The 11,779-nt window shown below is 37.1% G+C and carries 16 protein-coding genes; 15 read left to right on the top strand and 1 reads right to left on the bottom strand.

Features of this window, described 5'->3' with window-relative positions:
* Position 1: 1 nt before the first annotated feature.
* The 11 genes from plsY to pyrR are packed head-to-tail and all read left to right on the top strand — an operon-like array spanning position 2 to position 7,716.
* Positions 2-595, top strand: coding sequence for a glycerol-3-phosphate 1-O-acyltransferase PlsY (gene plsY / locus BUB05_RS04710; RefSeq protein WP_073047934.1), 594 nt, complete (start codon positions 2-4; stop codon positions 593-595).
* Positions 596-599: 4 nt separating this feature from the next.
* Positions 600-1,598: an NAD(P)H-dependent glycerol-3-phosphate dehydrogenase gene (locus BUB05_RS04705; RefSeq protein WP_073047932.1), complete on the top strand. Its 999-nt coding sequence runs from the start codon at positions 600-602 to the stop codon at positions 1,596-1,598.
* 43 nt (positions 1,599-1,641) lie between these two features.
* On the top strand, positions 1,642-2,883 hold the full coding sequence (locus BUB05_RS04700; RefSeq protein WP_073047929.1) for a biotin/lipoyl attachment domain-containing protein: 1,242 nt from the start codon (positions 1,642-1,644) through the stop codon (positions 2,881-2,883).
* 4 nt (positions 2,884-2,887) lie between these two features.
* Positions 2,888-3,571 (top strand): YggS family pyridoxal phosphate-dependent enzyme, encoded by a 684-nt coding sequence (locus BUB05_RS04695; protein WP_073047926.1) that lies wholly within the window; start codon positions 2,888-2,890, stop codon positions 3,569-3,571.
* 9 nt (positions 3,572-3,580) lie between these two features.
* Entirely contained in the window at positions 3,581-4,072 is a 492-nt protein-coding gene (gene sepF, locus BUB05_RS04690; RefSeq protein WP_073047923.1) for a cell division protein SepF, read from the top strand.
* A gap of 3 nt (positions 4,073-4,075) precedes the next feature.
* On the top strand, positions 4,076-4,339 hold the full coding sequence (locus tag BUB05_RS04685) for a YggT family protein (protein ID WP_073047921.1): 264 nt from the start codon (positions 4,076-4,078) through the stop codon (positions 4,337-4,339).
* Complete coding sequence (locus tag BUB05_RS04680; RefSeq protein WP_073047918.1) at positions 4,340-5,119, top strand: YlmH/Sll1252 family protein; 780 nt, start codon at positions 4,340-4,342, stop codon at positions 5,117-5,119.
* Between the two features lie 10 nt (positions 5,120-5,129).
* Entirely contained in the window at positions 5,130-5,816 is a 687-nt protein-coding gene (locus tag BUB05_RS04675) for a 5'-methylthioadenosine/adenosylhomocysteine nucleosidase (protein WP_094762709.1), read from the top strand.
* Positions 5,817-5,825: 9 nt separating this feature from the next.
* Positions 5,826-6,287: a signal peptidase II gene (gene lspA / locus BUB05_RS04670; protein WP_073047912.1), complete on the top strand. Its 462-nt coding sequence runs from the start codon at positions 5,826-5,828 to the stop codon at positions 6,285-6,287.
* Positions 6,284-7,192, top strand: a complete 909-nt coding sequence (locus BUB05_RS04665; protein WP_073047910.1) for an RluA family pseudouridine synthase — start codon at positions 6,284-6,286, stop codon at positions 7,190-7,192. Before lspA ends, BUB05_RS04665 begins: the two co-directional genes overlap by 4 nt.
* The gene (pyrR, locus tag BUB05_RS04660; protein ID WP_073047907.1) at positions 7,189-7,716 is read left to right on the top strand and encodes a bifunctional pyr operon transcriptional regulator/uracil phosphoribosyltransferase PyrR; all 528 of its coding nucleotides are present in this window, start codon (positions 7,189-7,191) and stop codon (positions 7,714-7,716) included. Before BUB05_RS04665 ends, pyrR begins: the two co-directional genes overlap by 4 nt.
* Positions 7,717-7,919: 203 nt before the next feature.
* Here pyrR and BUB05_RS04655 read toward each other — a convergent pair whose 3' ends face one another.
* Positions 7,920-9,662 carry an Rqc2 family fibronectin-binding protein gene (locus tag BUB05_RS04655; RefSeq protein ID WP_073047904.1) on the bottom strand — a complete coding sequence of 581 codons (1,743 nt, stop codon included), beginning with the start codon at positions 9,660-9,662 and terminating at the stop codon, positions 7,920-7,922.
* A 117-nt stretch (positions 9,663-9,779) separates the two neighbouring features.
* On the opposite strand from BUB05_RS04655, the gene BUB05_RS04650 reads away from it, so the two are divergent.
* The 4 genes from BUB05_RS04650 to rpoZ are packed head-to-tail and all read left to right on the top strand — an operon-like array spanning position 9,780 to position 11,736.
* Positions 9,780-10,667, top strand: a complete 888-nt coding sequence (locus tag BUB05_RS04650) for a YicC/YloC family endoribonuclease (protein ID WP_073047901.1) — start codon at positions 9,780-9,782, stop codon at positions 10,665-10,667.
* 8 nt (positions 10,668-10,675) lie between these two features.
* Positions 10,676-10,942, top strand: a complete 267-nt coding sequence (gene remA, locus BUB05_RS04645) for an extracellular matrix/biofilm regulator RemA (RefSeq protein ID WP_073047898.1) — start codon at positions 10,676-10,678, stop codon at positions 10,940-10,942.
* On the top strand, positions 10,935-11,540 hold the full coding sequence (gene gmk, locus BUB05_RS04640) for a guanylate kinase (protein WP_073047895.1): 606 nt from the start codon (positions 10,935-10,937) through the stop codon (positions 11,538-11,540). Before remA ends, gmk begins: the two co-directional genes overlap by 8 nt.
* Before the next feature lies 1 nt (position 11,541).
* Complete coding sequence (rpoZ, locus tag BUB05_RS04635) at positions 11,542-11,736, top strand: DNA-directed RNA polymerase subunit omega (RefSeq protein ID WP_073047892.1); 195 nt, start codon at positions 11,542-11,544, stop codon at positions 11,734-11,736.
* Positions 11,737-11,779: the final 43 nt, after the last annotated feature.

The following is an 11,779-nucleotide window of genomic DNA, read 5'->3' as shown; positions in this document are numbered from 1 at the left end:
TATGAATTTATTTTTAGCTTGTTTGGCAGGTTACTGCCTGGGTAATTTTTCCAGTGCCATAATAATAGGCAAGGTATTCCTGAATAAGGATGTAAGAGACTATGGAAGCGGAAATGCGGGTGCTACAAATGCAGTAAGGGCCTTTGGAGCTAAGATTGGTCTTGTAGTATTTTTACTGGATGTACTAAAGGGAGTTATAGCAGTAGTGATTGGAAAATATCTTGATCCGATCTGGGGACAGTATTTTGCAGGAATATTTGTAATAATGGGGCATAACTGGCCTGCAGCATTGAAATTCAAAGGCGGAAAAGGCATTGCCACTTCAATAGGAGTAATGCTTCCCATCAATCCTTTAGTAGCTTTGATTTGTGTTGTTGTTGGGGTGGCTCTTATTGTTTTGACAAGGATCGTGTCGATCGGCTCAATTTCAGGAGTTGTATTGGCACCTGTCATAGTGCTCGCCTTTGTAAGACCTATGGATACAAAATTGTTGGGATTGACCTGTGTTTTATCTGCAATGGCTATTTTTAGACACAGAAGCAATATTTCCAGGCTCCTCAAGGGAGAAGAAAATAAATTCAAAAAAAAGGACTGATCTTATGAATTATAATATATCTATTCTTGGTGGTGGAAGCTGGGGCACTGCAGTGTCAAAGCTGTTGAGCGAAAATAACCATAATGTAAAAATCTGGTTCAGAAATGAAAAAAAAGCTGAAATTGTAAAAAAAACCAGGGAGAACAAGCATTATCTGCCAGATATAAAAATACCTGAAGAGGTATATATCACAAGTGACATAAAGGAAGCAGTTGAAGGGGCAGAAATCATTGTTCTTGCAGTTCCTACTCAGGAAATAAGGGGATTGATTACCGGTAACATAGAACTTTTCAAAAAGGATGCAGTACTGGTCAATCTGGCAAAAGGCCTCGAAAAAGACACCTTGTACAGAATTTCCCAAGTGTGTGAAGAGCTACTGCCTGAAAACAGGTTTGTTGTTTTATCAGGACCTTCCCATGCTGAAGAGGTGGCTCTTGAAATGCCTACAACCGTAGTTGCAGCATCCCTGGATGAGGAAGCGGCAAAAATGGTACAGGATATATTCATGAGTGACTATTTCAGAGTATATATCAATACCGATATAATAGGAGTTGAAATAGGCGGAGCACTGAAAAATGTTATTGCTCTGGCTGTAGGAATTTCAGACGGTCTGGGATTTGGAGACAATACAAAAGCGGCCATCATAAACAGAGGAATACATGAGATTGCCAAGCTTGCCGAGAAAATGGGTGCAGACAGACTTACCTTCCTTGGCCTTTCGGGAATAGGTGATCTTGTTGTAACGTGTACCAGTGAGCATAGCCGGAACAGAAGGGCGGGAATACTTTTGGGCAAGGGTTATACCAAGGAGGAGGCTGCAGAAGAGGTAGGCATGGTGGTGGAAGGAATAATCACTACCCACGCTGCATATCAGATGGCAAAAAAATCTGAAGTCGAAATGCCTATAGTCAATGAACTTTATGCGGTGCTTTACTCTGATCACAAGGCGGAAGATGCAGTTGACAGGCTGATGAAAAGAAATAAAAAGCATGAACAGCACTAACTGATATGTTATAATCTAATATGTTGTTTTGTGAGGTGGGGAATTGGCAAAGAAAAAGAAAAAGACTAATTATCTGAACTTCATATTATTGTTGGTTTTTGTTTCTTTCATAATTTATCTGGTAGACAATTGGAGAATTACAAAGGATACCTATACGGTTCGCGAAGGAATAGTGGAAAACAGCATAGAGGCAGAAGCAACCATAATCAAGGATGAAAAAACAGTTTATTCCCACAGCTCAGGAAATGTCAGCTTTTATAAGGAAAACGGTGAAAAATTGAAAGCGGGAATTCTTGTGGCAGAACAGTTTAATGATAGAAATTCAAAGGATATTTCAGACGAGATCAGCGTAATAGACAAAGTTATTGAAATTAAGAATAATGAGTTAATAACCGGCAAGAGTTCTGAGAAAATATATAATGAAGAAACTGAAAAAAACATACAAAATATGATTTTTGATGAAAACTATGGCAGCCTTCTTGAAACAGTGTCAAATATGAACAGTGATTTTACTGACATCTATTCTGGATATGAAAACTACAGCATACAGGAATTGACTGAATTGAAGGCTTCCTTGAATGCCAACGTATCTTCGGACAGCATATCTTATTACAGTCCAAGAGGTGGACTTGTCAGCTATTGTTTTGACGGTTTGGAGCAGAAATATACTCTGGATAGACTGGAATCATTAAATATCAATGATATCAAAAAAGTGGATTATGAACTTGTGAATCAGGTGAATTCATATATACAGCAAGGCGATCCGGTTTTTAAGATTGTCGACAATTACAAATGGTATTTGGCTTTTGAACTTGATAGTGATAGCGCAGAACTTGTAATGGACAACAAATATTTGAAAATAAGATTAAAAAAAATCGACAAGACACTTTATGGTACTGTCACAAGCTTGGAGGACTATGGTGAAAAATCTCTTTTGGTCTTGATGGTGGACAGATATCTATATGAGTATCTTGATGACAGATATATTAATGTTGATTTGATTCTTAAGGAGTATAAAGGCCTTAAGGTTACTAAGGCTTCGATGACTGAATACGAAGGGAAAACAGGGGTTTTTGTATCTGATGCAAACAAGGTTGTAAAATTCAGACCATTGAAAATAATAGGAGAAAACAGCGAATATGCCATTGTAGAAGAAGGGGACAAGATCAGTATAGGAAGCAGAGGCAGAATATTAATAGATGAAAAATTGTATTATACTATTAAAACTTATGACAGCATAATAGAAAATCCTGACAAAATTTATGACGGTCAAATATTGAGGTGATATTATGAGTATGGAAAAGAATGTGGACGAGATATTACAGAATATCAAGGAAGCATGCGAAAAGTCCAATAGAAGCCAAGATGAGATCACGCTTATAGCGGTGACAAAGACAGTAGATGTGGATGCCATGATTGAGGCAAGGAAGCTTGATCTTAAGAATTTTGGTGAAAACAAGCCCCAGGAGCTTGTAAGAAAATTTGATTTTTTTGATGAAGAAATCAGATGGCATATGATTGGACATCTGCAAAGAAACAAGGTCAAGTATATTATTGACAAGGTTGAACTTATTCATTCCCTGGATAATATGAAACTGGCAGAGGAAATACAAAAGCAAAGTGTTAAACATGACAAGGTCATGGATGTTTTGATAGAAATAAATATTGGGAATGAAATATCAAAACATGGAATAAGTCCAGATGAATTATTTGATTTTGTAGACAAGGTTAAGGAACTGAAAAATATTAGAATCAAGGGTCTTATGACGGTAGCTCCATACATGATTGATGCTGAAGAGGTAAGACCCTATATGAAGAAAATGAAGAGCTTGTTTGATCAACTCAAGGCAATTGAAGGTGACTGCATTGATACCCTGTCCATGGGAATGTCTAATGACTACAAGATTGCCATTGAAGAAGGTGCTACAATGGTAAGGATAGGATCATCGATATTCGGCGAAAGAATCTATTAGGAGGGTAATATGTTTAAAAAATTCAAGGATGTTATAGGGCTTACTGATTTGGAAAATGAGTATGAAGACGAAATAGAGGAAACAGAAAAGAAAAATGATTATATTGGAAAATATGATAAAAAGAATGACATGAAATATGAAACAAAATATGAAAGTAAATTTGACAGTTTGTCTACGGTGAAAAGCAAAACGACAAAACCGAGAGACAAATACAGTGTTGAAGAAAATGCAGATCTGTTTATCATTACGCCAAAAAAATATGAAGATTGTGCCGGTGTAATAGATGAGTTAAAAAGGAAGAAGACCATTGTATTGAATCTTGAAGAACTTGAACTGGAAGTGAAAAAACAGATATTCGAATTTGTAAAGGGTGCGGTATATGCGCTGGAAGCAAATATTCAAAAGGTTTCTTCGGACATATTTGTTATAGCGCCATATGATGTTGAAATAAGCGGTAAACTCAAATTTAATATCGACAAGAAAAAATTTACATGGGAGTAATATATGATTTTAATAGTTAGAACATTGGATAAGGTATTTGACATTATAGAATTGCTTATTCTGGCAAGAATAATAATATCCTATATTCCAAACTTAAGAGGCAGCCAGATTACAGAAATTATCTATCAACTTACAGAACCAATCTTGCATCCGGTAAGAGAGCTTCTGTATAAAATTGGCTTAAACAAGGGAATGATTGATTTTTCACCTATTGGAGCATTTTTGCTTTTGGCTGTAATCAGAAGCCTTTTGTTTTCGCTTGTATAAATGAAAAATCTGGAACTGTATATTAAGGGACTGAAAGAGGATGACAGGCATATTGCCAGGAGAATCCTGGATATAAGGGATGGAGCGCAAAACAACTTCATGATCAACGATTCAGACTTTCTTTACCCTAATGAGGCAAGGATTGGGGAATCGGTTTTGAATTATTTCAGCGATACCAGTTATTTAATAACTGGTATTTCTAAAAATGCGGAAAGAAAAGCTATCATCGTAGCGCCCTGTGAGATATATGATGAAATCCTGAAGGATTTTTTTACATTATTGAGAGGGAGAATCTGTGATGTGAATATAACGCACAGGGATATACTTGGGGCTCTTGTATCTACAGGTATTAATAGAAACAAAATCGGTGATATTTACATTACAGGCGAATATGTATATGTAATTGCAAAAAAAGAGATTGAAAAGCATATTGTTCATAACTTCAAGAGAATAAAAAATATTAGCATTGATTTTGAATCAGTTGAACTTGAAGAGGCAGAAAACCTTTCGCTGAATTTTGAAAAAACAAGAATAATCACTTCTTCCATGAGAGTGGACAATATTGTATCCAACCTGGGCAACATGTCCAGGGGCAAGGCTCAGGAGTTCATTAAATCGGGCAATGTAAAGCTGAATTGGAGCAATGATGTAAACAGGAACAGACTTCTTGAAGAAGGGGATGTATTGTCGTTGAGAGGAAAGGGGAAATATAAGATATCAGGAGCCATAGGACACAGCAAAAAAGGAAATATAGTTTTGGAATTAGAAAAGTATGTTTAATGGAGGATGTATGGTTATAGGAATAATAGGGGCAATGGATGAAGAAATATTGCTTCTCAAGGAAAAAATAGAAAATATTGTAGAAACGGATTGCTTGAACTTTAAAATATACAGCGGTGAATATGCAGGTAAGAAGGTAGTATTCATGAGGTCGGGCATAGGAAAGGTAAATTCTGCTGTTTCCACACAAATACTGATCAGTGACTTCAAAGCCGCTTCAATTATCAATACGGGAATTGCCGGTTCGCTGGCGGAATCGGTTTCTATCGGAGACATTGTAATATCAACTGAAACACAGCAATACGATATAGATGTCACTGTATTCGGATACAAGGAAGGAGAAATACCGAGAATGGATACATCGGTATTCAAGTCAGATGAAAATATGATCAGGATATGCAGCGACCTTGTTGAAGGAGAAGCAAAAGTTCATGTCGGAAAAATTGTGTCGGGAGACAAGTTTGTAAGCAAAAACGAGTTGAAGTCCAAGCTGCGAAAAGACTTTAATGCCCTTTGCGTAGATATGGAAAGTGCATCTATTGGACATGTGTGCCATCTTTATAAAACCCCTTATGTTGCCATAAGATGCATATCGGACAACGCAGATGAATCTGCCGACGTCAAGTATGCAAACTTTGACAAGTATGCAGCAGAGATAAGTGCAAAAATAACATTGAAAGCAATAGAAATGTTATAGGAGAGAGTTATGCATATTATTATTGTATTGCTTCTTGCATCCATAGACCAGATAAGCAAGTATTTCGTTTTGGAATTGTTGAAATTTTCAAATGCGGTTGTTCTGATAGACAATTTTTTGAGGTTGAACTATGTTGAAAACAGAGGCGCTGCATTTGGAATATTGCAGAACCAGCAGCTGTTTTTTATTGTAATCACCTTAATGGTAGTGCTTGCAGTAGTTGTCTACAGAATCAGGTACAAGGGATTCAACAAGGTAGCAAATTTTGCACTGGACCTGATAATTGCAGGTGCTCTTGGGAACCTTGTGGACAGGGTCAGGCTCAATTATGTTGTGGATTTCATAGACGTGAACTTTTGGGGATATTATGATTTCCCCGTATTCAATTTTGCAGACATATGTGTGGTGGTCGGAACCTTGCTTTTGGCTTTGTTGATTATTCTTGACAAGTACGAGATGGACAAGATATGAAGATAGATATTGAATTTAAAGGTGAAGGTATGAGGATTGACTTGTTTTTGAAGGAAAGGTGCAAAGACATATCAAGATCATACCTGCATAAGCTTATTAAAAACAATAACGTTTATGTAAATGGCAAATGCAGGAAGAAGAACTATATATTAAGTGAAGGCGATCATATTGTGTTTGAAGTGCCTGAACCTGAAGAGTTGAAGATTGAGGCGGAAGACATCCCTTTGGAAATTGTATATGAAGACAATTGCCTTGCGGTAATAAACAAGCCAAGAGGAATGGTTGTTCACCCGGCACCTGGAAATTATACCGGTACCATGGTGAATGCACTAATGTACAAGCTTGATAATTTATCCTCCATTAACGGAGTTATAAGACCGGGAATAGTCCATAGGATTGACAAGGATACAACGGGCCTCCTTGTTGTTGCAAAGGATGACAAGTCCCACAAAGTCCTGAGTGAAGAGATAAAAAACAGGAAAACGGGAAGGTTTTATGTGGCTCTTGTCCACGGGAATGTGAAAGATGATGAAGGTGTAATCGAGCTGCCAATTGGAAGAGATCCCAAAAACAGGAAAAAGATGGCGGTAACGGAGAAAAATTCAAAATATGCCCTGACAAGATTTAGAGTTTTGAGACGTTTTGGAAACTACACATATATTGAATTGATTCTTGAAACCGGTAGAACGCATCAGATTAGAGTCCATATGACATACAAGGGATACCCAATTGTAGGAGATGAAGTCTATGGACGAAGAGACAATGAGTTCAAAATGAAGGGACAGCTTCTTCATGCAAAAAGAATCTCCTTTATCCATCCCGAAACAGGTGAACTCTTGGAATTTGAAGTTGAACTGCCTGAAGATTTCAGAAAGATATTAAACATATTGGAGGGAAGATTATGAAAACCAAAGCATTCATAATGGATGAGAAATCCATAAAAAGAGCACTAACCAGGATTTCCCATGAAATAATAGAAAGAAACAAGGGTATTGAGAATTTGGTTATTGTGGGCATTAAGTCCAGAGGAGTTCCAATGGCAAAGCGAATCGTCAGCATCATCAAGGATATTGAAGGTGAAACCGTGCCTTACTACAGCCTTGACATATCCATGTACAGAGATGATGTAAACAACGTTGGAAGTATCAATATCAATGAGGAAAGTGAAATGGACGTAAAGGACAAGGTGGTAATACTCATAGACGATGTACTGTTTACAGGAAGAACCGTTAGAGCTGCCATGGATGCCATAATCGATCAGGGAAGGCCAAGGAAGATTGAACTTGCTGTTCTCATAGACAGGGGGCACCGGGAGTTGCCCATACGTGCTGATTTTGTCGGGAAAAATGTTCCAACATCCAGAAATGAAAGGGTGACTGTTCATATCGAGGAACTTGACGGTCTAAACCAGGTATTGATACAGGAATGAATGTAGTTGAAAAACATTTAACTGTAAGAGGTGATCGGAACAACAATCACTGATCAATAATGTTGATTGTTGAACCTCGAATTCACGACCTCGGAATTATGCTGAATTCTCTTAATCAGGAGAAAATCAGACATAATCACCGGTGCCGGGAACAGTAATATGTTTTTCATTTCACTGTTTATATTGTACTTGTGAGAGTGTTCTTATTGTTCCGATAGAGGTTTTTTTGGCTCTATGATGAGGGAGTAATTTTCATGAAATATTACGAAGCCCGGTTTTGAACCTTTGGGCTTTTTTATATTTTGTCTTTTGGTATAGTCGATTTCCACTTTTTTCTGTTTGCTGTTTTTGCTGTAGAAGGCGGCATAGGAAGCAGCTTCCTCGATTGTCGAATCTGGTATTTCCTTTCCTTCTGCCCTTACAATTACGTGGGATCCGGGTATATTCTTGGCATGAAGCCACAAGTCATCCTTTGAAGACAGCTTAAAGGTAATCAGGTCGTTCTGGATATTGTTTTTCCCGATAAGTATTTCGAATCCATCTTTTGATACAAGTCGGATTGGTTTGCTTTTACCAGTTCTGTTCTTCTTTTTGTCCATTGTATTTATATAGCGCGTTTCGTAAAGTTCCTTTTTTATTTCTTCAAACACTTCTATTTCCGATACTGATTCGAGATTGTACAATACATTTTCCAGGTATTCAATATTTTCCTCAGTGATAGCAATTTGTTCCTTCAGGTTTTCTTCCGCCGACTTGAGTTTGTTGTATCTTTTATAGTATTTCTGTGCGTTCTGTGAAGGCGTAAGCCTTTTATCCAGCCTTATTTCCACCCTTGAACGATTAGTATAGTCAACTGCTTCCAGTACTTCGTCATTTTTGTCTATCCTGTATATGTTTGCTATCACAAGATCGCCGTAGGTTTTATAAATCTCCCTTTTTTCTGACTTTCTCAGTTCCTGAAGGAGTTTACCGAGTTTCTTTCTGTTTTTATCCAGCAGGTTTGAGATTTTTTTTCTAAGGCTTGATGTTTTTTGTTTGAAGCTGTTGAAGTTTGCTTTTTCATAATAGAATATGTCCAATATTTCATTTGACTTGTCAAATTTTATGGGAGACCTGTTTTCAAGATGGGTCATTTCGAAGCAGTGGAAATCCAGGTATTCTCCAGTTTCTTCATCAGCGTATATCACAGGGTAATAGTCACTTTTCTCTATCCTTCTCTTCAATGATTCCAGATTACTGTATAGAAGATCCTTTTTTTCTTCATCGATTTCACCCAGAAAATCATCTTCTCCAAGGAGGCTTCGATGACAAAGTTCTCTTGACAGAAGAGGGCTCATGCCGTAGAAAGATTTCAACATGAATTTTCCAATCTTTAATCCCTGATTTGATTCAATAAGTGTTTTATTATACATTTCTTCATTGATTCTCATCAAATTGATTTTTTTCTCGAATACTGGTGCGAGATATTTTACACCGGGAAAAATCTGCCTTTTTGAGCTGACGTTATAACCTATTCTTTTTATTGAATCGAGAACCTTGTTGTCAGAATCAGTCAGGACGATATTGCTGTGTTTTCCCATGATTTCCACGTATATCCTTTTTATTGCAAAGCTTTTAAGTTCATCTCTTGTTTCTATTTCCATCATTACAATTCTGTCCATATTGATTTGAACAATTTTCCTGATTATTCCGCTTGTAAGGTGCTTTCTCAGAAACATGCAAAAAGAAGGCGGTGTCTGGGGGTTCTTGAATGATTTGCTTGTTGTATTCAGTCTTGGATAGGAACTGCTTGCTGAAAGGAGCAGTTTTGTATTTCCACGGTTTGATCTCAGGTTTAATATGATTTCATCTTTTTCAGGCTGGTATATCTTATCTATTTTACTTCCTTCAACAGTATCCCTAAGTTCTGAAACTATACTGCTAAGGAAAAATCCGTCTAGTGCCATAATTTTCTCCTTGAAATTATTTATCATCTTATATTATAATGTTTCATTGATAATTACAATCATAGATGTTAAGATATAGTATAAATAATTATCAAAATTACTATACAGGAGGAGTCAATGAATTTTGTTAGCAGTATGACTGGCTTTGGGAAAGGCGAATATTCAAATGAAAAGATCAAGTTTTCTGTTGAGACAAAAACCATCAACAACAGATATAATGATATAAATATTAGAACACCTAAATATATAAGAAGCTTTGAAGACAAAATAAGAAGAATGGTAAAGAAACGCATAAGCAGGGGAAGGGTGGATGTTTCTGTCACTTATGAGATGCTCAAGGACAGCGATGTTGAGGTCAAAGCCAATGTGTCGGTTGCAATGATGTACAAGAAAGCCGTCGAGGAACTTTCGGTGGCTTTAAACCTTGAGGAAGCACTATCTTTGGATACATATTTAAAGCTTCCGGATATTCTTGAAATAAGAAAATCAGAGGAAAATGAAGATGAAACATGGCTGATTCTTGAAGAAGCAGTTGAAAATTCAATAAAAGATCTTATAGATATGAGGAACATTGAAGGAGAAGAGCTTAAGAATGACATAATCAAGCAATCCCATAGAATCGATGTTCTTATTGATGAAATAGAAGGTTATGCCGGAACCGTAGTTGAGGAATACAAGCTAAAGCTTGAAAACAGAATAAACGAGCTATTGGCTGACAAGTATGCCATAGATGACAGCAAGCTTTCAAATGAAATAGTATTCTTTGCTGACAGGGCTGATATCAATGAAGAGATTGTTAGGTTGAGAAGCCATATCAAACAGCTCGTTGAAACCCTAGACAAGGGTGGTGTGATAGGTAGAAAACTTGATTTCATACTACAGGAAATAAACAGGGAGGCAAATACCATCGCTTCCAAGTCAAGCTCTGTCGACATTACTCAAAGAGCTGTTGAAGTCAAAAACTGTATTGAAAGAATGAGAGAACAGGTTCAAAATATTGAATAGGTGATTGTATGAGAATGATTAATATTGGCTTTGGCAACATAGTTTCGGAAGACAGGGTAATAGCTGTAATAAGCCCCGAGTCTGCTCCCATTAAAAGGGTTATAAATGACGCCAGGGATGGAAATAAGCTTATTGACGCCACTTATGGCAGGAAAACCAGGGCAGTAATTGTCATGGACAGCAACCATGTGGTATTGTCGGCCATCCAGCCTGAAACTGTAGCTCAAAGATTTATGACAATAGATAACGTTGCAAAAGGAGTGGAAAATGACTAAAGGATTATTAATAGTTGTTTCAGGCCCTTCCGGGGCTGGAAAGGGCACATTGTGCAAGGAACTCATAAGGAGAAACAACGAAATTGAACTGTCGATATCTTGTACCACAAGAGATCCAAGAGGCAAGGAAGTCGATGGTGTAAACTATTATTTCATTAGCACAGAAGAGTTCGAATCCAGAATCGAAAACAATGATTTTCTGGAATATGCACAAGTTTATGGAAATTACTATGGCACTCCGAAGTGGAAAGTGTTAGAATTGATTGATAAGGGTGTTGATGTAATACTTGAGATAGATATTCAGGGTGCACTTAAGGTAAAGGAAGAATATCCTGACGGAGTGTTTGTTTTTGTGTTGCCTCCATCCCTTCAGGAATTGAAGGAAAGAATAACATCCAGAGGAACGGACAGCAAGGATGCAATCATCAAAAGGATGGATTGTGCATATGAAGAACTCAGTTATGCATTTAAGTATGATTATGCAATTGTTAACGATTATGTAGAAAGCGCCGTGGACAAGATTGAAGCTATAATCACCGCGGAAGAGAACAAGGCAAATCGTCAGAAGCAAACAATAAACAGTATAAGGGAGAATTAAGATGATAAAACCGTCTATTGACGAATTATTGGAAAAAGTTGAAAGCAGATATATGCTTGTTACAATAATATCTAAAAGAGCAAGAGATATAGTTGAAGGTGAAGAAATACTGATAAAAACAACACAGTTAAAGCCTGTAAACATTGCAGTTGAAGAGTTTTACGCTGGTAAAATTGATTATGAAATAATTGACTAAAGCTTGCTATGCAAGCTTTATTTCATTTGATGGTCAGGTGATG

The sequence above is a fragment of the Dethiosulfatibacter aminovorans DSM 17477 genome, assembly GCF_900142005.1.
Lineage (GTDB): Bacteria > Bacillota > Clostridia > Tissierellales > Dethiosulfatibacteraceae > Dethiosulfatibacter > Dethiosulfatibacter aminovorans.
The sequence above is the reverse complement of the archived record's forward strand: the minus strand, read 5'-3'. Positions and strand labels throughout refer to the sequence as shown.

Excerpts from the sequence above, each read along its gene's own strand:
- plsY (WP_073047934.1), top strand. The coding sequence starts at position 2 with ATGAATTTATTTTTAGCTTGTTTGGCAGGTTACTGCCTGGGTAATTTT.
- BUB05_RS04705 (WP_073047932.1), top strand. The coding sequence starts at position 600 with ATGAATTATAATATATCTATTCTTGGTGGTGGAAGCTGGGGCACTGCA.
- BUB05_RS04695 (WP_073047926.1), top strand. The coding sequence starts at position 2,888 with ATGAGTATGGAAAAGAATGTGGACGAGATATTACAGAATATCAAGGAA.
- sepF (WP_073047923.1), top strand. The coding sequence starts at position 3,581 with ATGTTTAAAAAATTCAAGGATGTTATAGGGCTTACTGATTTGGAAAAT.
- BUB05_RS04685 (WP_073047921.1), top strand. The coding sequence starts at position 4,076 with ATGATTTTAATAGTTAGAACATTGGATAAGGTATTTGACATTATAGAA.
- BUB05_RS04680 (WP_073047918.1), top strand. The coding sequence starts at position 4,340 with ATGAAAAATCTGGAACTGTATATTAAGGGACTGAAAGAGGATGACAGG.
- BUB05_RS04675 (WP_094762709.1), top strand. The coding sequence starts at position 5,130 with ATGGTTATAGGAATAATAGGGGCAATGGATGAAGAAATATTGCTTCTC.
- lspA (WP_073047912.1), top strand. The coding sequence starts at position 5,826 with ATGCATATTATTATTGTATTGCTTCTTGCATCCATAGACCAGATAAGC.
- BUB05_RS04665 (WP_073047910.1), top strand. The coding sequence starts at position 6,284 with ATGAAGATAGATATTGAATTTAAAGGTGAAGGTATGAGGATTGACTTG.
- pyrR (WP_073047907.1), top strand. The coding sequence starts at position 7,189 with ATGAAAACCAAAGCATTCATAATGGATGAGAAATCCATAAAAAGAGCA.
- BUB05_RS04655 (WP_073047904.1), bottom strand. The coding sequence starts at position 9,662 with ATGGCACTAGACGGATTTTTCCTTAGCAGTATAGTTTCAGAACTTAGG.
- BUB05_RS04650 (WP_073047901.1), top strand. The coding sequence starts at position 9,780 with ATGAATTTTGTTAGCAGTATGACTGGCTTTGGGAAAGGCGAATATTCA.
- remA (WP_073047898.1), top strand. The coding sequence starts at position 10,676 with ATGAGAATGATTAATATTGGCTTTGGCAACATAGTTTCGGAAGACAGG.
- gmk (WP_073047895.1), top strand. The coding sequence starts at position 10,935 with ATGACTAAAGGATTATTAATAGTTGTTTCAGGCCCTTCCGGGGCTGGA.
- rpoZ (WP_073047892.1), top strand. The coding sequence starts at position 11,542 with ATGATAAAACCGTCTATTGACGAATTATTGGAAAAAGTTGAAAGCAGA.